Origin of the sequence: Caulobacter sp. 602-2 (assembly GCF_011043625.1) — a bacterium.
Lineage (GTDB): Bacteria > Pseudomonadota > Alphaproteobacteria > Caulobacterales > Caulobacteraceae > Caulobacter.
Genome location: NZ_JAAKGT010000009.1, coordinates 83,805 through 107,621, shown reverse-complemented (window position 1 = coordinate 107,621; position 23,817 = coordinate 83,805). Strand labels below are relative to the sequence as shown.

Genomic DNA, 23,817 nt, shown 5'->3' with positions numbered 1-23,817 from the left:
GACTGGTCGGTCGATTTTCGGCCTGCGGCGAAACCACCGCCTCAGTGCATCGGCCGCGCCAACATCCACACCGCCATGGCTGCCATCATCAGGTTCTCGGTCAGCGAGATGAAGCCCAGCGGCACGTTGCTGTCGCCGCCGACGCAGGCGCATTTCAGGTCGCGCTTGTCGATGTAGACGGCCTTGAACACCGAGACCGCGCCGATCCCGCCGATCACCAGGGCCAGCGGCGCGGAGAACCAGGTCAGCGCCCCGGCCGTCATCAGCACGCCCGCCAGGCCCTCGGCGAACGGATAGACGTAGGCATACGGCACCCAGCGCTTGGCCAGCAGGTCGTAACCCAGGAACATGCTGGAGAAGCTCTCGACGTCGCGCAGCTTCTGGATGGCCAGCACCACCATGGAAAAGCTGATGAACCACTCGACCGCCCGCGCCGTGAAGGGCGTTCCGTCCGCGGCGTAGGTCGCCGCCAGGGCCATCAGGGCGGTCATGGCGAAGAGGGCGATCACCGGCGTGTAGGTCTTGGCCTTGGGGTCGCGGGGCTTCTTGCCGAACCAGCGGCGCAGGTCGTCGAACCCGCCAATGCGCTCGCCGCCGACAAAGACCTGCGGCGTCGTCTTCACCCCGTGCTGTTCCTTGAAGGCGTCGGTCGCCTCGCGGGTGGTCAGGTGATGGTCCTCGACCTCGTAGCCCCGGGACCGCAGCAAATGCTTGGCCTTCAGGCCGTACGGACAGACGTGCTTGTCCATCACCATGCGGTAGAGGACGGCCTTCTTGGGGGCGGTCGAAGCGGCGGTCGTCACGGCGGTCTCCTTGTACGCGAGCGGGACCGGGCTCATATGGGTTCCGTACCATGGTACGGAGTCAAGCGATGACGACGACGAACGCCGCCACGACGATCGCGGGCCTGGCCAGGGCCGGCGGCGTGGGCGTGGAGACGGTCCGCTACTACCAGCGCCGCGGCCTTCTGGAGACGCCGCAGCGCGGCGAGGGTTCCGGTCTGTCCGGCGGCGTGCGGCGCTATGGCGACGAGGCGGTGCGGCGCCTGCGCTTCATCCGCTCCGCCCAGGCCGCCGGCTTCACCCTGGAGCAGATCAGCGAACTCCTGGCGCTGGACGCCGGCGAAGACCGGGTGCGGGCGCGCGAACTGGCCCGCGAGCGCATCGCCGACCTGGACCGCAAGATCGAGGAGCTGCAGGCCGCCCGCGCGGGCCTCTCGCGCCTGCTCCACACCTGCAGCGCCGATGATCGTGGACCCTGTCCGATCATCGCCGCGTTCGAGACCTGAGCGGAGAAACCCGCCGCTTCCGATTGCCTCCCGCCCTCCAGACGCCATATCCCTTGCTGCCATGAACGCGCCCTTCAAGCCCGACGCCCTCCCCGAGTGGAACCTCGCCGACCTCTATACAGGCCGCGAGGACCCCAAGATCGAAACCGACCTGGCCGCCGCCAAGGCCGCCAACGACGAACTGGCCTCGCTGGAAGGCATGTTCCTCGAGGCCCGCGGCGAGCCCGAGCGCCTGGGCAAGCTGCTCGATCGCGGCGTCCGGCTCTACGAAGAGGCCGTCAACGGCCTGTGGGGCGTGGGCGCCTATGCGGGCCTGGCCGCCTCGACCGCCCGCGACGACCCGGCCTGGGCGAAATTCGAGGCCGATCTTCGCGCCCGCTCCTCGCAGATTGCCGCCGACAGCCTGTTCTTCTCGCTGGAACTGAACCAGCTGGAGGACGCCGAGCTGAACGCGGCGCTGGACGCGCACGAGCCGGCCCGCCGCTGGACTCCGTGGCTGCGCCGCCTGCGCCTGTCGCGCCCGCACGAGCTGTCGGCCGAACTGGAGCGCTACATCGTCGACCGCGGCCCGGCCGTGGCCAACTGGGTGCGGCTCTATGACGAGACCCTGGCCAAGCTGTCGGCCAAGGTGGGCAAGGAGCAGCTGACCCTGCCCGAGGCGTTGAACCGCCTGTCGGATCCCGACGTGCGCCGCCGCCAGGCCGCCGCCGACGGCCTGGCCCAGGCGCTGGCCGAGCGCGCCTCGACGCAGGGCCTGGTGATGAACACCCTGGCCTTCGAGAAGCAGGTCGAGGACCGCTGGCGGCGCTATGACGACCCGGCCCACTCGCGCCACCTGGCCAACGAGGTCGACGCCGACGCCGTCGACGCCCTGGAACAGGCCGTGGTCGAGGCCTATCCGCGGCTGTCGCACCGCTATTATGCGCTGAAGGCCAAGGCCATGGGCCGCAAGACCCTGGACTACTGGGACCGTAACGCCCCGCTCGACGCGGCCCAGCCGCGCACCTATCCCTGGGCCGAGGCCAAGGACGTGGTGCTGGAAAGCTTCCAGGCCCTGGCCCCGAAGTTCGCCGACACGGCGCAGACCTTCTTCGCCCAGCCCTGGATCGACGCCCGCCCCCGCGCCGGCAAGCAGTCGGGCGCCTATTCGCACCCGGTCACCGCCGACCGCCACCCCTATGTCTTCATGAACTACATGGGCGAGCGGCGCGACGTGCTGACCCTGGCCCACGAACTGGGCCACGCCGTGCACCAGACCCTGTGCGCACCGCTGGGCACCCTGCTGGCCGACACGCCGCTGACCCTGGCCGAGACCGCCTCGATCTTCGGCGAGGGCCTGGTGTTCGACCGCCTGCTGGCCGAGGCGACCCCGGCCGACCGCAAGGGGCTTCTTGCAGGGAAAATCGAGGACGGGCTGAACACGGTCGTCCGCCAGATCGCCTTCCACCGCTTCGAGCGCAGGTTCCACGCCGCCCGCCAGGACGGCGAGCTGTCGCCCGACCAGATCGGCGCGCTGTGGATGGAGACCATGGCCGAGAGCCTGGGCCCGGCCGTCGTGCTCAACGAGGGCTACGAGCACTACTGGGCCTATGTCAGCCACTTCGTGCACGCGCCGTTCTACGTCTACGCCTACGCGTTCGGCGACCTTCTGGTGCGCGGCCTGATGGAAAAGCGCCGCGAGGACCCGCAGGGCTTCGCGCCCCTCTACGAGGACCTGCTGGCCGCCGGCGGCACCCGCACCTATGTCGAGGCGCTGAAACCCTTCGGCCTGAACCCGCGCGACAAGGCCTTCTGGGCGGCCGGCTGCAAGCAGCTGGAACGGCTGGTGGACGAGTTCGAGGCGCTGGTGTGAGACCCCCTCAGTCGCTCCGCGACAGCTCCCCCAGAGGGGGAGCATCTTGGCGCCTTAGATCCTCCCCCTCTGGGGGAGGTGGCCCGGAGGGCCGGAGGGGGTTTCGCCCATGACGTCCGACCCAGAACGCGACCGTCTCTCCGGCCGCCTGGCCCGCTTCGCCAAGGTCGGCGCGGGCCTGTCGGGCGCGGCCGTCAGCTACGGCGCCAACCGGGTCTTCGCCGGTGACGACGCGGCCGCCCGCAACGCCAAGGCCCTGAAGGCCGCGCTGGGGAACCTCAAGGGGCCGCTGATGAAGGCGGCCCAGATGTTCGCCACCGTGCCCGACCTCCTGCCGCCCGAGTTCGCCAAGGAGCTTTCCGAGCTGCAGACCAACGCGCCGGCCATGGGCTGGCCGTTCGTGCGCCGGCGGATGGCGGCCGAGCTGGGCGCCGACTGGGCCAGCAAGTTCGCAAGCTTCGAGCACGAGGCCGCAGCGGCTGCTTCCCTGGGCCAGGTGCACCGCGCGCTCGCGCCCGACGGCCGCAGGCTGGCGGTGAAGCTGCAGTACCCCGACATGCAGAGCGCCGTCGAAAGCGACCTTGGCCAGCTGCGCGCCCTGATCGGCCTGTTCAAGAAGATGGACGGCTCGATCGATCCCACGCAGATGATCGAGGAGATCGGCGACCGCCTGCGCGAGGAGCTCGACTACGACCGCGAGGCCAAGATGATGGCCGTCTACGGCGGCTTCTTCGCCGGCCGCGACGACATCAGGACGCCGCAGCCCGTTCCCGAGCTTTCCACCCGGCGCCTGCTCAGCATGACCTGGCTCGACGGCCAGGGGCTGATGGCCTTCAAGACCGCGCCGCAGGAGACCCGCGATCGCATCGCCGCCCTGCTGTTCGAGGCCTGGTGGGGCCCGATGACCCATATCGGGGTGATCCACGGCGACCCGCACCTGGGCAACTACACCTTCGGCGGAGAAGGCGCGGCGCACCTGAACCTGCTCGACTTCGGCTGCATCCGGGTGTTCCCGCCGCACTTCGTGGGCGGCGTGGTGCGGCTCTATCGCGCCCTGTCGGAGGACGACCGCGCCGGCCAGGTCGAGGCCTATCGCAGCTGGGGCTTCTCCAACCTGACCGACGAGTTGGTCGACGTGCTGAACGTCTGGGCGCGGTTCATCTACGGCCCGCTGCTGGACGATCGCGTTCGCACCGTGGCCGACGACACCCCGCCCGGCGAGTACGGCCGCCGCGAGGCGTTCAAGGTGCGCCAGGCGCTCAAATCGGTCGGCGGCATCGTGATCCCGCGCGAGTTCGTGTTCATGGACCGCGCCGCCATCGGCCTGGGCGCGGCCTTCCTGCACCTGGGCGCCCGCCACAACTGGCGCGCCCTGTTCGAGGCCTCGCTGGAGGGCTTCTCCGAAGAGGCGCTGGCGGAGCGGCAGGCCAAGGTGCTGGGGGCGGCTGGGATTGCATAATGCTCCTCCCCCGCATGCGGGGGAGGGGGACCACGAAGTGGTGGAGGGGGCGAGACGGGGCGCCGTGCCGGCCGTCGCCCCCTCCGTCACGGCGCTGATAGCGCCGCGCCACCTCCCCCGCTATGCGGGGGAGGAGTAGGAGTTCGCATGACCACCCGCACCATCGCCCGCCTGCACGGCGCCTATCGCGACGACATCGGCGACCTGACCACCCGCCGCCCCCTGCCCGGCCCGGCGATCGGCCAGCTGGACCCGTTCCTGTTCCTCAATCACCACGGCCCGCAGACCTATCGCCCCGGCAATCGCGGCCTGCCGTTCGGGCCGCATCCGCATCGCGGCTTCGAGACCGTGACCTTCATCCTCGAGGGCCAGCTGTCGCACCTGGACAGCGGCGGCCACGAGAGCATCATCGACGCGGGCGGCGTGCAGTGGATGACGGCCGGCAGCGGCCTGGTGCACGCCGAACTCTCGCCCGAGGCCTTCAAGAAAAGCGGCGGGCCGCTGGAGATCCTGCAGCTGTGGGTCAACCTGCCCAGCCGGCTGAAGATGACCACGCCGCGCTATGTCGGCCTGCAGGCGCCCGACATTCCCAAGATCGAAAAGGACGGCGCGACCATCGCGCTGATCTCGGGCGAGGTCGATGGCGTGACGGGGCCTATCGCGTCGCTGACCGGCGTGGCCATGAGCGTCGTGCGGCTGGACGCCGGGGCTGCGCTGTCGCTGCCGATCCCGGCCGGGCGGGCGGTGTTCCTCTATGTGGTGCGCGGGTCGATCACGATCGGCGGGCGGACGGCGGACGCCTTCAACCTGGTGGAACTGACCGACGGCGAGGGGCTGGACCTGGCGTCGGCCGACGGCGCGGTGCTGCTGCTGGGCCACGCCGACCCGATCCGCGAGCCGGTCGTCTCGCACGGGCCGTTCGTGATGACGACGCGGGAAGAGATCGTCCAGGCGATCCAGGATTACCAGGCTGGGAAGTTCGGCGAGGTCAGGGCTTAACCAGCCGCTCCGCCTCTCCCCTTGCGTTGTCATCCCGGCCGTAGCGAAGCGGAGCGCCGGGATCTCCCACGGTTGCCGAACCTGCCGATGTGGGAGATCCCGGCTCTACGGATCGCTGACGCGCTCCTCCGGCCGGGATGACAAGCTTCTTTGAGTTTCGGGGCGGAGCCAGCGCCCACAGCCGTACTCAAAGGAAACTTGCCCCCTCATTCAAACGGCCGTTAGACTTCACCCATGTCCGATGACCTGACCGAGGCCCAGAGCGCCGCCATCCCGCCCGGCTACGCCCAGCTGAACTGGACGCGGGGCTTTGGCCGACAGATCGGGCCGCTGTACGAGCGCGCCGACGGGCCCGGCGAAGCCACGCTGGGCTTCCGGGTCGAGGAGCACCACACCAACGGCCTGGGCAATTGCCACGGCGGCATGCTGATGAGCTTCGCCGACATGGCCTGGGGCCGGATCATCTCGCTGCAGAAGTCGTACAGCTGGGTCACGGTGCGGCTGATGACCGACTTCCTGTCGGGCGCGCAGCTGGGCGAGTTCGTCGAGGGCCGGGGCGAACTGCTGGCGCAAGAGGACCTGGTCTTCACCGTGCGCGGCCGCATCTGGACCGGCGAGCGCACCCTGATGACCGGCACCGGGATCTTCAAGGCGCTGTCGCCCCGCAAGCCGCGCCCCGGCGAGATCGCCTTCCGCGAGGAGGCCTGAGCATGGCCGACGACCAGACCCTGCCCGCCTCGCTGCTGGCCCCGTTCAACGGCGCGCCGCCGCCCGCCCCCGCCTGGTTCGAGGCGGCGATCGCCATCGCGCCCGAGCGCTCGACCATCGCCGTCGAGGGCGTCGACATCGAGCTCCTGACCTGGGGCGAGGTCGGCAAGCCTGGCCTGCTGTTCCTGCACGGCAACGGCGCCCACGCCGACTGGTGGAGCTTCATCGCGCCGTCCTTCGCCAAGGACTGGCGGGTGGCGGCCATCTCCTGGGCCGGCATGGGCTCCAGCGGCTGGCGGGAGGCCTACAGCGCCGACACCTTCGCGGCCGAGGCCTTCGCCGCCGTCGAGGCCGCGCAGCTGGAAGCCGGCGGGGTCAAGCCGATCTTCGTCGGCCACTCGTTCGGCGGCTTTCCCACCCTGTTCTGCGCCGCTCGATACCCTGAGCGCCTGCGCGGGGCGATCATGGTCGACACCTCGATCCAGCCGCCGGAGAAGCGCTGGAAGGGCCCGCCGCCGCGCTCGGGCTTCGGGACCAAGGTCTATCCGACCCTGGAGGAGGCCCTGACGCGCTTTCGCCTGGCGCCGCCGCAGCCGTGCGAGAACCTCTACATCGCCGACTACATCGCCCGCCGCTCGCTGAAGCAAGTCGAGGGCGGCTGGACCTGGAAGTTCGATCCGGCCATCTGGCAGCGGTTCTCGATGCCCGACCTTGGCCTGCTGCTCAGCCAGATCGCCTGCCCCGCCGCGCTGATGTGGGGCGAGCGGTCCGGGCTTATGCACGCCGAGACCTTGGACTATATGATCGCGCACATGCCCAAGGACGTGCTGCGCTTGCCCATCCCCGACGCCGACCACCACGTGATGCTCGACCAGCCCCTGGCCTTCGTGGCCGGGCTCCGCGGACTGCTGGCCGCCTGGGCCTGACCGTGGGCGGCAAATCCAACGGGCCGGTGCTGGTCTACACGCCCGATCGCGGCATCGGCGACCTGATGTGGCACCTGCCGACGATCCGGGCGATCGCCGCGACCACACCCGAGGGCGAGGTCGTTCTGGCCGCCCGCCCGGCCAGCCGCGCGTCCGAGGTGCTGGCCGTCGAGCCGACGGTGAGCAAGGTCGTCGACGCCCCGAACTACAAGGACCGGCTCAAGGGCGTGCGCGAGGTGCTCGACTTCCTGCGGATCTGCCGCACCGAGAAGCCGCGCGCGGTGTGGATCCTCGAGAAGATCGACCGCCCCGCCATCGCCGCGGCCCTGGCCGGCGTGCCCGAGCGGCGCGGTTTCGGCCTGGGGCACGGCCAGGAGGGCTGGCTGAACACCGGCCCCTACCTGCCCAAGTCCATGCGGCCGGCCCACCGGATCGACAAGCTGGAAGCCTTCGAGAAGGCCCACGGCCTGGTGGTGACCAGCCGCGAGCCGGCCCTGAAGCTGGATCCCAAGGCCCTGGCCGCCGTCGCCGCCCGCTACGCCGACCGCCCAGGCCCGTGGCTGACCCTGGGGATCGGGGCCAGCGAGCTTCCCCGCACCTGGCCGGCCGAACGCTTCGCCCAAGCCGCCGCCGCGCTGTCGGACCTTTTCGGCACGGTGTTCTGGATCGGCGGCCCGCACGAGGCCGAACGGGCGCGGGCGGCGATCGGCGACCTGCCGGGCAACGTCGTGGCCTGCGACCTGACGCTGGACCAGTCGGCGGCGCTGATCGCGCTGTCGGCCGGGTTCCTGGGTAACGACTCGGGCCCGCTGAACGTCGCCGCCGCCGTCGGCACGCCCGCGGTCGGGCTGATGGGCACCAGCCCCGTGCCGGCCTATTCGCGCTGGCTGTCGATCCTGGACGGCGGCGCCGGCCGCATCACCGACATCTCGGTCGACCAGGCCACGGCCGCCGTGCGCGCCCGCTTTACCGCCGAGGCCTGGGACAATCGGTCCGTCGTGGACGCTTGAGCCCCGGGCCACGCCGTTGTATCGGCGATACGCCAATAAATTTTCCACAGGGACGAAACCACATGGCCGGCGACTACCACCGCGGTGAAATGGACATCCACGAGCAGGTCGCGACCTACGACGCGTTCGGCAAGATGACCAAGTGGGGCTCGCTCGCCGTCGCCGTGCTCGTCACCTTCTTCACCCTGCTGTTCTGCACCCCGGCCGGCTTCGTCGGCGCGGCGATCACCGCCGTGGTGATGACCGCCCTGGGCATTGTGTTCCTTCGGGAAAAGGCCACCCCGGGCCACTGACACCGGTAGACATCGGCAAGATTTTGCGCCCGACGCGAGGGAATCCCTCGACAAGGGGCAAGAACCTCCCCTAAAGAGCAGCCCAAGCTGCTGGAGCGACGTTCGACGAAAGTGTTAGCTTTTCGCCGAACGTCGTTTCAACTTTAGGATCCCGAGTCCGCGCGAAGCGCCCGGGCTCGGAAGAGCGAACAACGCTCACGGGGGAGGTATGCCGATGGCCGTCATCGCCGTCACGAAAGAGACCCGCGCCAACGAAACGCGGGTCGCCGCGACGCCCGAGACCGTCAAGAAACTGATCGCCGCCGGCTTTTCGGTGACGGTCGAGGCCGGCGCGGGAACCGCCGCCTCCTACCTCGACGCCGACTACGAGGCGGCCGGGGCCAAGCTCGCCAAGACCGCCAAGGACGCCATCAAGGACGCCGACGTCCTGTTCAAGGTGCGCGCGCCCGAAGCCGCCGAGATCGCGGCCCTCAAGAGCGGCGCGATCGTCGCCGCCGCCCTCAATCCCTACCAGGACAAGGATACGCTGAACGCCCTGGCCAAGGCCGGCGCCAGCGCCATCGCCATGGAGTTCATCCCGCGCATCACGCGGGCCCAGGTGATGGACATGCTGTCCAGCCAGGCCAACCTGGCCGGCTATCGCGCCGTGATCGAGGGGGCCGAGGCCTACGGCAAGGCCCTGCCGATGATGATGACCGCCGCCGGCACCGTCGCCGCGGCCAAGGTGTTCATCATGGGCGTGGGCGTGGCCGGCCTGCAGGCCATCGCCACCGCCCGCCGCCTGGGCGCCGTGGTCACCGCGACCGACGTCCGCCCCGCCACCAAGGAGCAGGTCGAGAGCCTGGGCGCCAAGTTCCTGGCCGTCGAGGACGAGGAGTTCAAGAACGCCCAGACCGCCGGCGGCTACGCCAAGGAGATGTCGGCCGAGTACCAGGCCAAGCAGGCCGAACTGGTCTCCAGCCACATCGCCAAGCAGGACATCGTCATCACCACCGCCCTGATCCCGGGCCGTCCCGCGCCCAAGCTGGTCAGCGCCGCCCAGGTGGCGTCGATGAAGGCCGGCTCGATCCTGGTCGACCTGGCCATCGAGCAGGGCGGCAATGTCGAGGGCGCCAAGCTGAACGAGACCGTGGTGACGGCCAACGGCGCCAAGATCCTCGGCCACGCCAACCTGCCCGGCCGCATCGCCGCCGACGCCAGCGCGCTCTACGCCCGCAACCTGTTCGCCCTGTCGAGCCTGTTCCTGAACAAGGAAGGCGCCTTCGCGCCCAACTTCGAGGACGAGATCCTGCAGGCCGCGGTCGTCACCAAGGGCGGGGCGATCGTGCACCCGAACCTGCAGGGATGAGCCGCGCCGCCCTCTTCCTGGGCGCCGCGATCGCCCTGGCCGGCGGGGCCTCGAGCGCCGCGGCCGACCCCAACGCCTTCGTCCAGGCCTATGGCGAAAAGCTCGCCGTCTCCTCGGTCGACGTGTCGATCAAGGACGGGCTGATCCCGGTCAGCAGCGACGTGCAGGCCAAGGCCTATGTCGAGCAGCGGATGCCCGCCGACCAGAAGGCGCGGTACGAGGCCTTCGTCGCGACCCGCACCCTGACCGACGACACCGCCGCCGAGCGGCTGGCCGAGTTCTTCACCATCGACAACATCGCCGACCGCCTGAAGGCCGACGATTCGACGGCCCGCCGCGCGCGCCTGTCGATCGTGATCGACAAGGCCAAGTTTCCGGTGATGAAGCTGCCGGGCCAGGTGCTGCCGATCAAGAACACCATCCTGAGCGGCAGCTTCCGGATCGAGGACGCCGCCTCGGGCGCCCTGCTGGCCGAAGGCCGCATCAACGACAGCGTCGCCTTCGTCCCCGACATGCAGGAAGCCAAGAAGCGCAACGCGCTCAAGGTCCTGAACTTCGGCCGCGACGATCACCTCCAGGTGCTGGCCGCCGCCGGCAACGGCCTGGCCCGCGACGCCCAAGCGGTGTTCCGCGACCCGGCCCTGGAGCGCATGAGCCCTCACAAGATCGAGGGCGTGCGGGTCCAGCAGGCCTCGTTTGAAATCCGGGTCTCGCCGCCCGCCACGTCCCAGGAGCCGTAAATGGAAGCCGTCGACCCCACCGTGTTCCGCCTGGCGATCTTCGTGCTCGCCATCTTCGTCGGCTACTACGTGGTCTGGAGCGTGACGCCCGCGCTGCACACCCCGCTGATGGCCGTGACCAACGCCATCTCGTCGGTGATCATCGTCGGCGCGCTTCTGGCCGCCGCCGCGCACGGCGCCTCGGGCGAGGCCGCCGCGGGTTCGGTGTGGATCTCCAAGGGCGCCGGCGCCGTCGCCGCGGCCTTCGCGGCGGTCAACATCTTCGGCGGCTTCCTCGTCACCCAGCGGATGCTGGCCATGTACAAGAAGAAAGAAAAGAAGTGAGCCTGGCCCTGTCGATCCTGGGCGCGACGACCGTCCTGGCCGGCTTCGCGCTGCTGTTCGCCAACGCCGCCCGCGTGCGGCGTACGCGCCAGCGTGCGTCGCTGAGCCGGCGCTGGACCTCGATCGCCTGCCTGCTGATCGGCGCCGCCACCCTGCAGGCGACCGCCGCCCAGCGAGACGCCGAGAACCGCCAGGCGACCGCCATCGACCGGCAACAGCTCCGCCAGGACCTCGCCAAGGCCGAGCAGCAGCTGAGCCGGAACGAACGCGAACTCGCCGCTCTCAAGGCCGAAGTCCAGGAGGCCGACGCCCGATGAATGGCGCCTCGCCCATGCTGACCGTCGCCCTGATGGGGGCCGGCTTCGCGCTGGCCTTCCTGCTGCTGCTGTTCATGCTGTGGAGCAGCGGCAAGAGCCCGAAAGTGCGTCGACTCGGCGAATTGGTCGCGTCGCTGCTCTATCTCCTCGGGCTGGCCGGACAGGCCTGGAACACCCGCGAGAGCGCACTGGCGGATGCCATGCGCCTAGCTGTCACGATCTGCGCGATGGTCCTGGTCGTGAGCATCTTCCGCTACTTCAAGGCGCTCCGGAGCGGCGATCACGCCGACGGCGCGCGATGACCAACAATCGATGCGGCCTGGCCGCGACCAAAACAACGCTCTTGGGGGGCAAGGCCTGACATGAACGCCAATCTCGCCGCCGTCCTGTACCTCGTCTCCGGGGTGCTGTTCATCCTGGCCCTGCGCGGGCTTTCCAGTCCCGAGACCAGCCGCAAGGGCAACACCTACGGCATGGTCGGCATGGCCATCGCCGTGGTCACCACCCTAGCCACGCTGTGGAGCCAGGGCGCGCTCGACGCCGTGACCCTGGGCCTGATCGTCGGCGGCGTCGCCGTCGGCGGCGGCGTGGGCGCGGTGATCGCCCGCAAGGTGCCGATGACCTCGATGCCGCAGTTGGTCGCCGCCTTCCACTCGCTGGTCGGCATGGCCGCCTGCTTGGTCGCGGTCGCCGCCATCTACACCCCGGCCGCCTACGGCATCGTGGGCGAAGACGGCCACATCCACCTCAACAGCCTGATCGAGCTTTCGCTGGGCCTGGCCATCGGCGCCATCACCTTCACCGGCTCGGTCATCGCCTTCGCCAAGCTGAACGGCAACATGGGCGGCGCGCCGATCCTGCTGCCGGCCCGCCACCTGCTGAACATCATCATCGCGCTGGCCATCGTCGCCCTGATCGTGGTGCTGGTCGTCACCGGCGGCCAGGCCAAGTGGGCCTTCTGGGGCATCTTCGCGCTGAGCCTGCTTATCGGCGTCACCCTGATCATCCCGATCGGCGGCGCCGACATGCCGGTCGTGGTGTCGATGCTGAACAGCTATTCGGGCTGGGCGGCGGCGGCGCTGGGCTTCACGCTGGAGAACACCACCCTGATCATCACCGGCGCCCTGGTCGGCAGCTCGGGCGCGATCCTGTCCTACATCATGTGCAAGGGCATGAACCGCTCGTTCGTCTCGGTGATCCTGGGCGGCTTCGGCGCCGACGCCGCAGCGGCAGGCCCCGGCGGCAAGGTCGAGACGCGTCCCGTCAAGCAGGGCAGCGCCGACGACGCGGCCTTCATCATGAAGAACGCCAGCAAGGTGATCATCGTCCCGGGCTACGGCATGGCCGTCAGCCAGGCCCAGCACGCCCTGCGCGAAATGGCCGACAAGCTGAAGGAAGAGGGCGTGGAGGTGAAGTACGCCATCCACCCCGTCGCCGGCCGCATGCCGGGCCACATGAACGTGCTGCTGGCCGAAGCCAACGTCCCCTACGACGAGGTGTTCGAACTGGAGGACATCAACAGCGAGTTCTCGACGGCCGACGTGGCCTTCGTCATCGGCGCCAACGACGTGACGAACCCCGCCGCCAAGACCGATCCGACCAGCGCCATCTTCGGCATGCCGATCCTCGACGTCGAGAAGGCCCGCACCGTGCTCTTCGTCAAGCGCGGCATGTCCTCGGGCTATGCCGGGGTCGAGAACGAGCTGTTCTTCAAGGACAACACCATGATGCTGTTCGCCGACGCCAAGAAGATGGTCGAGGGCATCGTCAAGGGCCTCTGAGCCTTCGGCCCCTTCCAGAAAGACGAAAGCCCCGGTCGCAGGACCGGGGCTTTTTCGTTGATCCTCCCCCTCTGGGGGAGGTGGCCCGAAGGGCCGGAGGGGGGGCGTTTTCAGCTTCCGAAGCGCTGGCCGAGTTCGCAAACCCTGCCTTCGCCGACGCCTCTCCATCGGGAAATGGGTAAAAAAGCAAAGGCCCCGGTTTTCACCGGGGCCTCCGCGGCGGATCGATCGGCATGGGCTGCTCAGTAGACAGCCACCGCGACCGGAGCCAGCTTGCCGGCCGAGGCCAGGGCCTTGCGTTGCTGGGTAGACAGCTTGTCGTTGATCTCGGCGCGAACCTCGTTGGCGCAGGCGCGGCGCGACAGCAGGTCCAGGCGTTCCTTGCTGGCGCGGACGCCGCAGAACTGCTTCACGGCTTCCTTGGAGCGGGCTTCGAACTCGGCGGCGTCGGCGGGGCTGGCCAGGTTCAGATCGCCCACCCGAACGGTCACGGCGCGCTCGCCGGCGTGGGCCACCTGGGCGATGCCGATCAGCGGCACGGCGGCCAGGGTCAGGGTGGCGATCGAGGTGAGGCTGATCATGAACTTGCGCATCTGGGTCTTCCCTCTGTTCCAGGGCGCGTCCGCCGCGCCTCCATGAACAAAGGTGTACTGAACGATACTTGAAGAGTCCCGTTAAGTGTCGTTCATGACTCCGTATTCATAGTATTGCCTGACTTTAATGTTCTAAATTCCACGTAATGTTTGACAGTATCGCGACAGCGGCCAGCCAAGCTCTGGAAAGCGCCACGGCGCAGCTGCCGCCTTTCCGCCCGATCGGTCGGGCAGATAGCCGCGTTCATGATCGCGAAAGGCCAAGCCTCTAAGACGGCGCGGCCCGCCGGTCCTCGCGTCGACCGTTCCACGAGGTTCCGCTCCTTGGCGCCAGACATCCAGGCCCCGCCCGCCCGCAAGTTCGCCCTGCCGCTGACGCTCGGCTTCGCCGTGCTCGTCGCCGCGGCGTCCGTGCCGGCCGCCCGCGCCCTGGCCGACCTGATCGCGCCCGCGCCGATCCTGGAACCGGTCGCCGCCGCCCCGGCGACGCCGCAGCAGGCCCCGCCGCCCCCGCCCGCCTACGCCTTCGACGCGCCGCTGCCCGGCCGCGAGGTCGCCTCGCCCTTCGGCCTGCGCCAGCTGCCGTGGGAAGAAGGCGGCCGCCTGCACGAGGGCGTCGACATCGCCGCCCCCTCGGGCACGGCGGTGAAGGTCGCCGCCGACGGCATTGTCGCGCGCACCGGGACCGACCCCGGCTACGGCCGCTTCGTCGAGGTCAGGCACAAGGACGGCTTCTCGACGCTCTATGCGCATCTGGGCCGCAATCTCGGCATGAAGAAGGGCGTCTATGTGAAGCGCGGCACGCCGATCGCCGTGGTCGGCGACAGCGGCCGCTCGACCGGCTCGCACCTGCATTTCGAGATCAGCCGCAAGGGCCGGCCGCTGAACCCGGCCCACTTCATGGACCGGACCTTCGCCAGCGCCGACGACCTGCCGCTGAAGGCCGCCGCCCGCGTACCGCGCAAGGTGCGCCTGGCCCACGTCTCGCGCTGGCCCGAGGGCATGAAGGAGAAGGTCGCCGCCCGGCGCGCGGCCAAGGGCGCCGCCTCCGGAACCCAGGCGAGCCGCGGCGAGGACGGCCGCGTGCGCGTGCGGATCGAGGTCGCCGCCAGCTAGTCCCGCTCGGCCCCCTCGCCCAGCAGCAGGTGGCCAAACCAGCTGACGACGCCGATCACGATCGTTCCAAAGATCCCCGCCCAGAAGCCGTTCACGGCCAGGCCCGGCAGGATGTAGGCCACCAGGCCCAGCATGGCGGCGTTCACCACCAGCAGGAACAGGCCCAGCGTCACCAGGGTGATCGGCAGGGTCAGCAGCACCACCACCGGCCGCACCACCGCGTTCACCAGCCCCAGCAGCACGGCGGCGATGGCGATCGTCTGCCAGCCCGCGGCATGGACGCCGGGCACGATGCGCGAGGCCAGCCACAGGCCCAGCCCCGCGAACAGCGCGCGCAGGAGAAAACCGGTCATCTGGAAACTCCCCGAAGTCGTCGCCGACCTTTACGCCCGCCAAAGCTGCACACAAGCGCCGTTCGCGCGCCGGGATGCGAAATGTCGACAAGACGACGGTGAACCTGTTCAATGACGCGTACTGTCAAGCACCGGCCTAGGCCGCATGGAGCCGCCGCCGTGACTACAGCCTTCCTTCCGCGCGTCCTGACGCCTGATCGGCCCCGCGCATGACCGCGGCGCCGACGCCCGAACAGATCCAGGCCTGCGACCGCGAGCCGATCCACATTCCCGGCGCGATCCAGCCGCACGGCGTACTGCTGATCCTCGACCGCGACAGCCTGACGGTGCGCATGGCGGCCGGCGACGTCGCCGGCCTGCTGAAGGTCGAGGCCTGGCTGGGCCAGACGGCCGGGGCGCTGATCGGCGACGAACTGGCGGCCCAGGTGGCGGCCATCTCCAACTCGCGCCCGGCCGGCGGCTTCATCGGCGTGCTGGCCCGGGGCGGCCGCAATCTCGACCTCAGCGCCACGGTGCAGGGCGAACTGGTGCTGCTGGAGATCGAGCCCGGGCTGGAGCGGCCGATGGCCGGCTCGCAGATCCTGGCCCATCTGGAGGCCGCCGCCGCGGCCTTCGAGCGCTGCCCCGGCCTGAAGACGCTCTATGACCGCGCCGCGCTGGAATTCCGCCGCCTGACCGGCTTCGACCGGGTGATGATCTATCGCTTCGGCGACGACGACGCCGGCGAGGTGGTCGGCGAGGACCGCGCCCATCACCTGAAGAGCTTCCTCAACCACCGCTTCCCCGGCTCGGACATCCCCAGGCAGGCCCGCGCTCTGTATGTGCGCAACCTGGTGCGGGTGATCCCCGACTGCACCTACACCCCCGCCCCGCTGGAGCCCGCGCCCGACAGCCCGCTCGACATGAGCGACCTGGCCCTGCGCAGCGTCTCGCCGGTGCACATGCAGTACATGCGCAACATGGGCGTCATCGCCTCGGCCTCGGTGTCGATCGTCAAGGACGGACGCCTCTGGGGCCTGGTGGCCTGCCATCACAACAGCCCGCGCCTGCTGCCCTACGAGATCCGCGCCGCCTGCCGCGCCCTGGCCGGCGGCCTGGCCCGCCAGATCAAGGCCAAGGAAGAGGCCGAGACCTGGCGCGAGAAGCTGCGCCTGCGGGCCCTGGGCGACGACCTGACGGCCGTGCTGGCCCAGTCCGACGTCGGCGACCTGTCGCTCGAGGAGCACGCCGCCGACCTGGTGGCGCTGGGCGAGGCCGACGGCGTGGCGGTGTTCCGCGACGAAGCCATCGAGACGGCCGGCAAGACCCCGCCGCACACGGCCCTGGCCATGCTGCGCGACTGGCTGCTGGACGTCGACGCCGGCGGCGTGATCGCCACCGACCGCAGCGAGACCGTCTTCCCCGGCGCCGGCGCCTTCCGAAGCTGGGCCTCGGGCCTGATGGGCGTGGTCATCGAGCGCTCGCCCCTGCTGGCGGTGCTGTGGACCCGCGCCGAAGAGGTCGAGGTCGTGCGCTGGGCCGGCGATCCCTACCGCACCGCCAAGGCGGCCGGCGGCGACGGCGCCCTGACGCCGCGCGCCTCGTTCGACGCCTGGACCGAGACCGTGCGCGGCCGCTCGCGCCCCTGGAGCGGCTCGCAGACCGAGGCCGCCCTGCGCCTGCGCCAGGACCTGCTGGACCTGCGCCGCGCCCGCCGCACGGCCGAACTGAACAGCCAGCTGCGCGCCACGCTGGACGACAAGGACGACCTGCTGCGGCAGAAGGACTTCCTGCTGCGCGAGGTGAACCACCGGGTGCAGAACAGCCTGGCCCTGGCCGCCGGCTTCCTGACCATCCAGATGAAGGCCATCGAGGATCCGGCCGCCCGCGCGCCGCTTGAGGAAGCCAGCCGCCGCCTGACCGCCGTGGGCCTGGTGCACCGCCGCCTCTATCGCGGCGACCAGCTGGAGACCGTCTCGCTCGACCGCTACCTCGTTGAGCTGGCCGAGGAGCTGGTGGAGTCGCTGGGCCAGGAATGGGCGCGGATGATCCGCGTCGACGCCGCCCCAGCCACGGTCTCGACCGACAAGGCCGTGACCATCGGCCTGGTCGTCACCGAACTGGTGATCAACGCGGTCAAGTACGCCTATGGCGGCCGGCCCGGCCGGGTCGACATCGGCCTCACCGAACAGGGCGGCCGCGTGCGCATCTCGGTGGCCGACCAGGGCGGCGGCAAGCAGGGGCCGCGCGTCGGCTTCGGCAGCAAGATGATGGACGCCATGGTCCGCCAGCTGGCCGGGACCCTGGCCTATCACGACAACAATCCCGGCGTGCGGGCCGAACTGGACGCCCCGGCGGGCTGAGCCGACGGTTCTTCTTCTCCCGTCATTCCCGCCCTTGTGGCGGGAACCCCTGGTTCCGTTCGCATGTGAAGCGCCAGCGGACTGCTCAGCAGTCCGCCCCATCCGCCCTTTCGGCTGACAGAGGGGTTCCCGCCACAAGGGCGGGAATGACGGGCGGCTATGGAGAAGGCGGCCCCTCTCCAGCCCCCCCTTGCAATTTTGAGAATGATCGTTCATTTTTTTGAGAATGAACGTTCATTCCGCCATCGAAATGTCCAATACCTGAGCCAGGGTGTCGGACATTACAATTGCGTTATCGCCCTTACCTTCGCCGCAACCCGTACCTATCTCACCCATTCGAAAGTGGGCTCCGGACGCCAAGTTGGCGCCCAGCCCAGGGGATGTTGAACTCATGGCTGTGAATTCCTTGTCGGTGATGTCGCCGGACGGCGGCCTGTCGCGCTACCTCACCGAAATCCGCAAGTTCCCGATGCTGGCGAAGGACGAGGAGTTCATGCTCGCCCAGCGCTGGAAAGAGCATCAGGACAGCGACGCCGCGCACAAGATGGTCACCAGCCACCTGCGCCTCGTGGCTAAGATCGCCATGGGCTATCGCGGCTACGGCCTGCCGATCGGCGAGGTGATCTCCGAAGGCAATGTCGGCCTGATGCAGGCGGTCAAGAAGTTCGAACCCGAGAAGGGCTTCCGCCTGGCCACCTACGCCATGTGGTGGATCCGCGCCTCGATCCAGGAATACATCCTGCGCTCGTGGTCGCTGGTGAAGATGGGCACGACCGCCGCGCAGAAGAAGCTGTTCTTCAACCTGCGCAAGGCCAAGAGCCAGATCAGCGCCTTCGAGGACGGCGACCTGCGCCCCGAGCAGGTCAGCGCGATCGCCACCAAGCTGGGCGTGCTGGACAGCGAGGTCATCTCGATGAACCGCCGCCTGTCGGGCCCCGACGCCTCGCTGAACGCGCCGCTGCGCGCCGACGGCGAAAGCGAGTGGCAGGACTGGCTGGCCGACGACGAGCAGGTCAGCCAGGAGACCATGGTCGCCGAGAACGAGGAAAAGTCGCTTCGCATGACCCTCCTGGAGGAGGCCATGGTCGAGCTGACCGACCGCGAACGGCACATCCTGACCGAGCGCCGCCTGAAGGACGACCCGACCACCCTGGAAGACCTGGCCGCCCAGTACGGCGTCAGCCGCGAACGGGTCCGCCAGATCGAGGTCCGCGCCTTCGAGAAGCTGCAGAAGTCCATGCGCGAGGCGGCCATCGCCAAGAACATGGTCGAGGCGTAACAGCCTCCGATCTGCTAGAATAAAGGCCGTCGCGACGCTGTCGCGGCGGCCTTTTCGTATCGCGGGCGTCGCCGAGCCGTCACAAACGGCCTTTTCCTCGCCGCCGACGCGCTCTAAGAGCCTCGCCTCCGATTTTTCCGGCGCTCCGCCGGCCGCAATTCAAAGACTTCCCATGACCCGTCACGAACTGAAGACCTGGCCGCAGTATTTCGCCGCCGTGCGCTCGGGCAAGAAGCGCTTCGAGATCCGTCGCAACGACCGCGAATTCAAGGTCGGCGACGTGCTGGTGCTGCGCGAGTTCGATCCCGAGCAGGACGTCTACACCGGCCAGACCGAAGAACGTCAGATCACCTTCCTGCTGTCGGAAGAGGACTACGGCGTCATCCACGGCTTCGTGGCCATCGGCTTCGGCGACGTGGTGCACCACCCCAGCGCCGCCGAGGACCACCCGCTGACCGCCGGCGAACTGGCCGAATGGCACGAGACCGCCGCCGCCAACGCCGTCCTGCGCGGCGAGGAGGCCCGCCGGGTCTCGAAGTCGTACGTGACGACCAACATGAGCGTCGCCGCCGACCGCCACGGCGCGGTGGCCGCCCTGGCCGAAAGCGAAGCGGCCTTCCACGCCGCCGCCGCGCGCATCGTCCGCAAGGGCTGAGGGTGACCGGGCGGGGCCTATACCCCGCCCGCCAGCCAGTCCTCGCAACGCAGGCCTTCGACACGCTCGAACTCTCCGAGGTCGCCAGTGACCACGACGAGGCCGCGTGAACGAGCATGACCTGCGATCAGCAGGTCATATCCCCCGATCGATCGCCCGGATCGTTCCAGCACCGCGCGGATATCGGCGGCGTGATCCGCCGCTGAGGCGTCGAAGGGCAGCACTTCCAAGCGCCCCGCGAACTGTTCGACCGCATTTCGATGATGGTCCGGTCGAGCCGATTTCGCCGCACCATGCAGCAACTCGGTCAGAACGATCGTCGAGATGCACAGTCCATCGGCGTTTAGATTGAAGCGATCACGCATCCCCTCAGGCCGATCCCTGAGCACACGAATGCAAAGGTTCGTGTCGAGCATGTATCGCAGCATCAGAAGCCTTCGCGCTTCTGCGCCGCAGGTTGCTCCCGTTCTCCCAGATCCACACCCGCCTCAGCAAAGAAGTCGTCCCAGGCGGCGTCCGACGGCACGATGACGCGCCGCTTTCCCTCCCGCAGCACCGTCACCGAACGGACGCCATCCGGAAACGCCACGTCTTTCGGCAGGCGGACCGCCTGGGATCGATTGGACTGAAACAGTGTCGTTCGGACCATGACGGCCTCCTGGATATACAACCAGTATATCCCAGAGTTTGCTTGACGCCTACCGCCCCTCTCGCACCGCCTTCACGCCGCTCAGGATCGCCTCGGCCACGAAGCCGGGATCCTCGTGCGGCAGGCCATGGCCGGCCGTGGGCGCGATGGTCTGGGTCGCACGGGTCGACAGAGCCAGGAACTGCTTCTGCAGGTCTTGGGTGACCGCCTCCAGCTCGACAGCCAGCGGCTCGCCCAGTTCGGGGACCATCCGCCATTTCGGGCTGTGGGTGGCCACCACCATCGGCTTGTCGCCCAGCGTGCGCAGCGCACGGGCCTGTGCGCTACTGGCGCCGACGTCGAGATTTTCCGGATTGAGGCTAGGATCGCGCGGCATCCGCGTGAGAAAGCCGCGCGCGTCGGAGAGCGCCTTCGGTTCGTCCGACGCCTGCGCCGGCAGCCTGGCCAGCCAGGCGTCCATCTGATCGGGATGGGTCGAGGAGATCAGCACCAGTCCGGCCGTCTGATCCGGATAGCGAGCGGCGAAGACCTGGGCGTGCAGCCCGCCGATCGAGTGACCGGCCAGCAGGAACGGCGGCGCGATCTTGGCCGCGCGCAAGGCGGCCTCCAGGTCGGCGGCCGCGTCGGCGCTGGTGCGCGGCCTGCCCGCCGGGGCCGGATCGCTGCCGCCCAACCCGGCGCGGTCATAGAGGCAGACCCGCGCGGCCTCCGACACCCGCGCCGCGATGCGGCCCCAGGCCTCGTCCTCCACCGGCGCGCCGCCCATGCCGGCGTCGACCACCACGGTGGGGGCGCCCTGACCCTGGCAGGAGAGACGGATCATCCGCCCGCCGCCGACATCGAAGCGTCCGTCCTGAGCCTGGGCCTGACCGGCGACGGCCGTCGACAGCGCCACGGCCAAGGCGAGAATTCGGCGCATCGGCATTCCTAGACCCCGCCCTCGTCTCCGCGCTCCAGGCCCGCGATGGCCGCCTCTTCGGTCGCCTCGGCGTCGCTGACCTTGCGCAACACGGCCTGGCGCAGGGCGTAGGCCAGCATCGCCGCCAGGATCAGGGCGTTGAGCACGAATGGCGCCCAGCCGACGGCCTCGTAGAGCAGCACGAACAGCGGAGCGACCACCACGTTGAGGCCGTTGATGGCGGCGATGGCGCCGGCCGCCCCGGCCTGGTCCTTGGCCCCGACCGACAGCGAGGCCCCGGCCGTGAACCCCGGCCGCGCGAAACCATAGCCCAGCGACGACACCGCATAGCCGATGGCCACCGCGGCGTAGTCCGGCGCGAAGGCGACGACCACGTTGCCCAGCGCCGCCACCGCCACGCCCCAGCGCATCAGTTCGCGCGGGCCCATCGAGAACATCCGGATCAGGCCCCACTGGGCCAGCAGGCCCGCCACCGCCCCGGCCGCCATGGCCAGGGTGATGAACCCCTGGGCCTTGACCGGCTCGACGCCCAGCTTGTCGATGATCAGAAAGCCCAGGGTCTGGGTCTGGGCGGTCTGGCAGGTGGCCACCAGGAAGCCGAACAGCAGGAAGGGGGCCAGGCGCGGATCGCGCCACAGGCTGTCGCCCCGCCGCAGCGACGGAAAGGCCAGGCGCCCGCGGGGCTGGGGCTCGCCGGCCGTGGGGGGCGGCGTGCTTTCGTCCAGGCCGCGCCTGACGATCCACATCATCACCGCCGCCAGCCCCGCGAAGGCGAACATCGGCCCGGCCAGCCCCACCACCGGCAGCACGAACAGCGGCGCCAGCAGCGGCCCGACCACGGTGCCCAGGCCGAAGGCGCCGGCCAGGGTGGCCATGGCCTGGGTGCGCTCCTCCCGCCTGGTCCGGTCGGCCAGGTAGGCCTGGGTGGCCGGATTGGCGGCCGAGCCGAACAGGCCAAACAGCGCCCGCGCCAGCAGGAACAGCACGAACACCACCATCGGCGGCAGCAGCTGGTGCAGCCCCGCGCTGACCACGAAGGCGCACAGGGTCATGGACACGCAGAACCCGCCCAGCCCCAGCAGGATCAGGGGCTTTCGCCCCCGCACGTCCGACCGCTTGGCCCAGAACGGCGAGGAGATCGCCCACAGCAGGGCCGAAAGCGAGAAGATCGCCGCCACCATGGCGTCGGGAATGCCGATCTGGCGGCCGATGGCGGGAAGGACGGACAGCATGCCCGTATTGCCCAGCGCCGTGGCCGCCGACACCCCGAACAGGATGGCGAAGGCCCGCCGGTTGACCTGTTGATCTTGAGCGGCGGCAGACATCGAACAAACGTTAGAGGGGGTTTGCGCCCAGGGGAAGGCCCCGCTTTCGCCGACCGCGGGCCGCGCCATCCGGTCGCGGATTCGCGCTCGCGGCCCGATACCTTGGATTAAGCATTAACAGCGATGATGCCGGCTGAAATCCGCGGGGCTCTCTTTCGTCATGTTCCAGATCATCGGCATCGTGCTGCTCTTCGGCCTGGTGTTCGGCAGCTACCTGATGGGCGGCGGCAAGATGGACGTGATCCTTCACGCCGCGCCGCACGAACTGATGGCCATCCTGGGCGCGGGCATCGCCGCGTTCCTGATCTCGAACTCGATGACCGTGATCAAGGCCACGGCCGGCGGCTTCGGCAAGATCTTCGCCGGTCCCAAGTGGAAGGCCAGCGACTATCGCGACCTGCTGTCCCTGCTGTTCCTGCTGACCAAGACGATGAAGTCCAAGGGCGTCATCGCCCTGGAAAGCCACATCGAAAAGCCGCACGAGAGCTCGATCTTCTCGCGCTATCCCAAGATCTCGAAGGACCACTTCGCCGTCGACTTCATCTGCGACACCCTGCGGATGATGACCATGAACCTGGAGGACCCCCACCAGGTCGAGGACGCGATGGAAAAGCAGCTCGAGAAGCACCACCACGAGGCGCTCGAGCCGGCCCACGCCCTGCAGTCGATGGCCGACGCCCTGCCCGCCCTGGGCATCGTCGCCGCCGTGCTGGGCGTCATCAAGACCATGGGTTCGATCACCGAGCCGCCGGCCGTGCTCGGCGGCATGATCGGCGGCGCCCTGGTCGGCACCTTCCTGGGCGTGTTCATGGCCTATGGCCTGGTCGGCCCGATGGCCGCCCGCCTGCAGGCCGTCGTCAACGAGGACGGCGCCTTCTACAAGATCATCCAGGCCGTCCTGGTCGCCCACCTGCATGGCAACGCCGCCCAGATCAGCGTCGAGATCGGCCGCGGCAACGTGCCCAGCGTCCACCAGCCCAGCTTCATCGAGCTGGAAGAGGCCCTGACCCAGATCCCGAACGAAGCCTGATCCGCCAGGCTTGCTCCGTACACGGCCAGATCACGCCGCCGTGATCTTTGGCTTGCAACGAGACGTGAAAAGCGGTTCCTTGCCATGGTGCGGCCCGGCCTCTCGCCGGGCCGTCGCCGTTTCCGGTCGCAAGGCCAGTCGCAAGGAAAGCCCCCGATGACCACCCAAGTCCTCCGCAAGATCCTCATCGCCGGCGCGGCCATGACCGCCCTGTCGCTGGCCGCCTGCGGCAAGAAGGACGAGGCTCCCGCCGCCGACGACAAGGCCGCCGCCGCCGCCGCCGCCGGCGCCAGCGAAGTGACCGCCGCCGACGCCGCCGGCGCCGAAGGCCAGGCCATGGCCGACGCCAACAAGGCCGCCGCCGACGCCGCCGCCGAGCCCGACGCCGTCTCGGCCGCCGAAGCCCCGGGGACCGCCCCCGCCGCCGCTCCGGCCGAGGAAAAGAAGACCGAGGGCCACTGAGCCCTTCTTCGGTTCTGGAATGATCGAGGGGCCGTCCGCGAGGGCGGCC

The 23,817-nt window shown here is 69.4% G+C and carries 27 protein-coding genes; 20 read left to right on the top strand and 7 right to left on the bottom strand.

Annotation, left to right across the window (positions count from 1 at the left end):
- Nucleotides 1-41: 41 nt before the first annotated feature.
- Entirely contained in the window at nucleotides 42-755 is a 714-nt protein-coding gene (locus G5B46_RS17440) for a glutaredoxin family protein (RefSeq protein ID WP_165260982.1), read from the bottom strand.
- A 116-nt stretch (nucleotides 756-871) separates the two neighbouring features.
- On the opposite strand from G5B46_RS17440, the gene G5B46_RS17435 reads away from it, so the two are divergent.
- The 14 genes from G5B46_RS17435 to G5B46_RS17370 all read left to right on the top strand — a co-directional run bounded on the left by G5B46_RS17435 (nucleotide 872) and on the right by G5B46_RS17370 (nucleotide 13,045).
- Entirely contained in the window at nucleotides 872-1,288 is a 417-nt protein-coding gene (locus G5B46_RS17435; RefSeq protein WP_165260780.1) for a MerR family DNA-binding protein, read from the top strand.
- 61 nt (nucleotides 1,289-1,349) lie between these two features.
- A complete protein-coding gene (locus G5B46_RS17430; RefSeq protein WP_165260778.1) occupies nucleotides 1,350-3,140 on the top strand; it encodes a M3 family oligoendopeptidase in 1,791 nt (596 codons plus the stop codon).
- Nucleotides 3,141-3,249: 109 nt separating this feature from the next.
- Entirely contained in the window at nucleotides 3,250-4,599 is a 1,350-nt protein-coding gene (locus tag G5B46_RS17425; protein ID WP_165260776.1) for an AarF/UbiB family protein, read from the top strand.
- A gap of 147 nt (nucleotides 4,600-4,746) precedes the next feature.
- The gene (locus tag G5B46_RS17420; RefSeq protein ID WP_165260774.1) at nucleotides 4,747-5,598 is read left to right on the top strand and encodes a pirin family protein; all 852 of its coding nucleotides are present in this window, start codon (nucleotides 4,747-4,749) and stop codon (nucleotides 5,596-5,598) included.
- A gap of 234 nt (nucleotides 5,599-5,832) precedes the next feature.
- Entirely contained in the window at nucleotides 5,833-6,306 is a 474-nt protein-coding gene (locus tag G5B46_RS17415) for a PaaI family thioesterase (protein WP_165260772.1), read from the top strand.
- 2 nt (nucleotides 6,307-6,308) lie between these two features.
- Nucleotides 6,309-7,232, top strand: a complete 924-nt coding sequence (locus G5B46_RS17410; RefSeq protein WP_165260770.1) for an alpha/beta hydrolase — start codon at nucleotides 6,309-6,311, stop codon at nucleotides 7,230-7,232.
- Nucleotides 7,233-7,297: 65 nt separating this feature from the next.
- Nucleotides 7,298-8,242: a glycosyltransferase family 9 protein gene (locus tag G5B46_RS17405; RefSeq protein WP_165260979.1), complete on the top strand. Its 945-nt coding sequence runs from the start codon at nucleotides 7,298-7,300 to the stop codon at nucleotides 8,240-8,242.
- A 62-nt stretch (nucleotides 8,243-8,304) separates the two neighbouring features.
- A complete protein-coding gene (locus G5B46_RS17400; protein WP_165260768.1) occupies nucleotides 8,305-8,535 on the top strand; it encodes an aa3-type cytochrome c oxidase subunit IV in 231 nt (76 codons plus the stop codon).
- A 208-nt stretch (nucleotides 8,536-8,743) separates the two neighbouring features.
- On the top strand, nucleotides 8,744-9,883 hold the full coding sequence (locus G5B46_RS17395; RefSeq protein ID WP_165260766.1) for a Re/Si-specific NAD(P)(+) transhydrogenase subunit alpha: 1,140 nt from the start codon (nucleotides 8,744-8,746) through the stop codon (nucleotides 9,881-9,883).
- A complete protein-coding gene (locus G5B46_RS17390; RefSeq protein ID WP_165260764.1) occupies nucleotides 9,880-10,623 on the top strand; it encodes a hypothetical protein in 744 nt (247 codons plus the stop codon). Before G5B46_RS17395 ends, G5B46_RS17390 begins: the two co-directional genes overlap by 4 nt.
- Nucleotides 10,624-10,947 (top strand): proton-translocating transhydrogenase family protein, encoded by a 324-nt coding sequence (locus tag G5B46_RS17385; protein ID WP_165260762.1) that lies wholly within the window; start codon nucleotides 10,624-10,626, stop codon nucleotides 10,945-10,947.
- Nucleotides 10,944-11,264, top strand: a complete 321-nt coding sequence (locus G5B46_RS17380) for a hypothetical protein (protein WP_165260760.1) — start codon at nucleotides 10,944-10,946, stop codon at nucleotides 11,262-11,264. Before G5B46_RS17385 ends, G5B46_RS17380 begins: the two co-directional genes overlap by 4 nt.
- A gap of 14 nt (nucleotides 11,265-11,278) precedes the next feature.
- Nucleotides 11,279-11,566: a hypothetical protein gene (locus G5B46_RS17375; RefSeq protein ID WP_165260758.1), complete on the top strand. Its 288-nt coding sequence runs from the start codon at nucleotides 11,279-11,281 to the stop codon at nucleotides 11,564-11,566.
- Nucleotides 11,567-11,626: 60 nt separating this feature from the next.
- Nucleotides 11,627-13,045, top strand: a complete 1,419-nt coding sequence (locus G5B46_RS17370; RefSeq protein ID WP_165260756.1) for an NAD(P)(+) transhydrogenase (Re/Si-specific) subunit beta — start codon at nucleotides 11,627-11,629, stop codon at nucleotides 13,043-13,045.
- A 242-nt stretch (nucleotides 13,046-13,287) separates the two neighbouring features.
- Here the strand turns inward: G5B46_RS17370 and G5B46_RS17365 are convergent, their stop codons facing one another.
- The gene (locus G5B46_RS17365) at nucleotides 13,288-13,638 is read right to left on the bottom strand and encodes a UrcA family protein (protein WP_165260754.1); all 351 of its coding nucleotides are present in this window, start codon (nucleotides 13,636-13,638) and stop codon (nucleotides 13,288-13,290) included.
- A gap of 324 nt (nucleotides 13,639-13,962) precedes the next feature.
- Between G5B46_RS17365 and G5B46_RS17360 the strand changes: the two genes are divergently transcribed.
- Complete coding sequence (locus tag G5B46_RS17360; protein ID WP_240903551.1) at nucleotides 13,963-14,754, top strand: M23 family metallopeptidase; 792 nt, start codon at nucleotides 13,963-13,965, stop codon at nucleotides 14,752-14,754.
- Here G5B46_RS17360 and G5B46_RS17355 read toward each other — a convergent pair.
- The gene (locus G5B46_RS17355) at nucleotides 14,751-15,107 is read right to left on the bottom strand and encodes a phage holin family protein (protein WP_165260750.1); all 357 of its coding nucleotides are present in this window, start codon (nucleotides 15,105-15,107) and stop codon (nucleotides 14,751-14,753) included. The two genes, G5B46_RS17360 and G5B46_RS17355, sit on opposite strands and share 4 nt — an antisense overlap.
- A gap of 209 nt (nucleotides 15,108-15,316) precedes the next feature.
- Between G5B46_RS17355 and G5B46_RS17350 the strand changes: the two genes are divergently transcribed.
- The 3 genes from G5B46_RS17350 to G5B46_RS17340 all read left to right on the top strand — a co-directional run bounded on the left by G5B46_RS17350 (nucleotide 15,317) and on the right by G5B46_RS17340 (nucleotide 19,383).
- Entirely contained in the window at nucleotides 15,317-17,449 is a 2,133-nt protein-coding gene (locus tag G5B46_RS17350; protein ID WP_165260748.1) for a histidine kinase dimerization/phosphoacceptor domain -containing protein, read from the top strand.
- A gap of 391 nt (nucleotides 17,450-17,840) precedes the next feature.
- Nucleotides 17,841-18,728, top strand: a complete 888-nt coding sequence (gene rpoH / locus G5B46_RS17345) for an RNA polymerase sigma factor RpoH (RefSeq protein WP_165260746.1) — start codon at nucleotides 17,841-17,843, stop codon at nucleotides 18,726-18,728.
- 172 nt (nucleotides 18,729-18,900) lie between these two features.
- A complete protein-coding gene (locus tag G5B46_RS17340) occupies nucleotides 18,901-19,383 on the top strand; it encodes an ASCH/PUA domain-containing protein (RefSeq protein ID WP_165260744.1) in 483 nt (160 codons plus the stop codon).
- 17 nt (nucleotides 19,384-19,400) lie between these two features.
- Here G5B46_RS17340 and vapC read toward each other — a convergent pair whose 3' ends face one another.
- From vapC to G5B46_RS17320, 4 genes are read right to left on the bottom strand one after another with little or no spacing between them, the layout of a single operon-like run.
- Nucleotides 19,401-19,811, bottom strand: coding sequence for a tRNA(fMet)-specific endonuclease VapC (vapC, locus tag G5B46_RS17335; RefSeq protein WP_165260742.1), 411 nt, complete (start codon nucleotides 19,809-19,811; stop codon nucleotides 19,401-19,403).
- Entirely contained in the window at nucleotides 19,811-20,032 is a 222-nt protein-coding gene (gene vapB / locus G5B46_RS17330; RefSeq protein ID WP_165260740.1) for a type II toxin-antitoxin system VapB family antitoxin, read from the bottom strand. Before vapB ends, vapC begins: the two co-directional genes overlap by 1 nt.
- 49 nt (nucleotides 20,033-20,081) lie before the next feature.
- On the bottom strand, nucleotides 20,082-20,951 hold the full coding sequence (locus G5B46_RS17325; RefSeq protein ID WP_165260738.1) for an alpha/beta hydrolase: 870 nt from the start codon (nucleotides 20,949-20,951) through the stop codon (nucleotides 20,082-20,084).
- 8 nt (nucleotides 20,952-20,959) lie between these two features.
- Nucleotides 20,960-22,276 carry an MFS transporter gene (locus tag G5B46_RS17320; RefSeq protein WP_165260736.1) on the bottom strand — a complete coding sequence of 439 codons (1,317 nt, stop codon included), beginning with the start codon at nucleotides 22,274-22,276 and terminating at the stop codon, nucleotides 20,960-20,962.
- Between the two features lie 160 nt (nucleotides 22,277-22,436).
- On the opposite strand from G5B46_RS17320, the gene motA reads away from it, so the two are divergent.
- Nucleotides 22,437-23,306, top strand: a complete 870-nt coding sequence (motA, locus tag G5B46_RS17315) for a flagellar motor stator protein MotA (protein WP_101711521.1) — start codon at nucleotides 22,437-22,439, stop codon at nucleotides 23,304-23,306.
- A gap of 156 nt (nucleotides 23,307-23,462) precedes the next feature.
- Complete coding sequence (locus tag G5B46_RS17310) at nucleotides 23,463-23,768, top strand: hypothetical protein (RefSeq protein ID WP_165260734.1); 306 nt, start codon at nucleotides 23,463-23,465, stop codon at nucleotides 23,766-23,768.
- The last annotated feature ends 49 nt before the right edge of the window (nucleotides 23,769-23,817 follow it).